The 587-nt window shown below is 62.7% G+C and carries 1 protein-coding gene; it reads right to left on the reverse strand.

Going from position 1 to position 587, the window contains the following annotated elements; genetic code table 11:
* Nucleotides 1–587: carbon starvation CstA family protein (locus ACWKV9_RS27695; RefSeq protein ID WP_483839297.1), on the reverse strand; the 587-nt coding region annotated here is incomplete at both ends.

Consider the following 587-nt stretch of genomic DNA (forward strand, 5'->3'; position numbering starts at 1 on the left):
TCAGGCGCGAGGATCAGGATGCCGATCGCCAGGGCCACAATGGTGCCGATTTTCAAAAACGTAGAGAGGTAGTCACGGGGCGCCAGCAGCAGCCAGACCGGCAGCATCGCGGCGACAAAACCGTAGCCAACCAGCATCCAGGTGATCTGCACGCCGGTGAAGGTGAACATCGGCGCCCAGGCAGGACTTGCAGCGATTTGCCCGCCCAGCCAGATCGAGCCCAGTAGCAACACCACGCCGACGACAGAGATCTCGCCGATGCGGCCCGGACGGATGTAGCGCATGTACACGCCCATGAACATCGCGATCGGGATGGTCGCCATGACGGTGAACATACCCCAAGGGCTTTCGGCCAGGGCCTTGACCACGATCAGCGCCAGCACCGCGAGGATGATGATCATGATCAGGAAGCAACCGAACAAGGCGATGGTGCCGGGAATGCGGCCCATTTCCTCGCGCACCATGTCGCCCAGGGAGCGGCCGTTGCGGCGGGTGGAGAGGAACAGGATCATGAAATCCTGCACCGCGCCTGCCAGCACCACGCCTGCGATCAGCCAGAGCGTGCCGGGCAAGTAACCCATTTGCGC

This window comes from Pseudomonas corni (genome assembly GCF_057128765.1).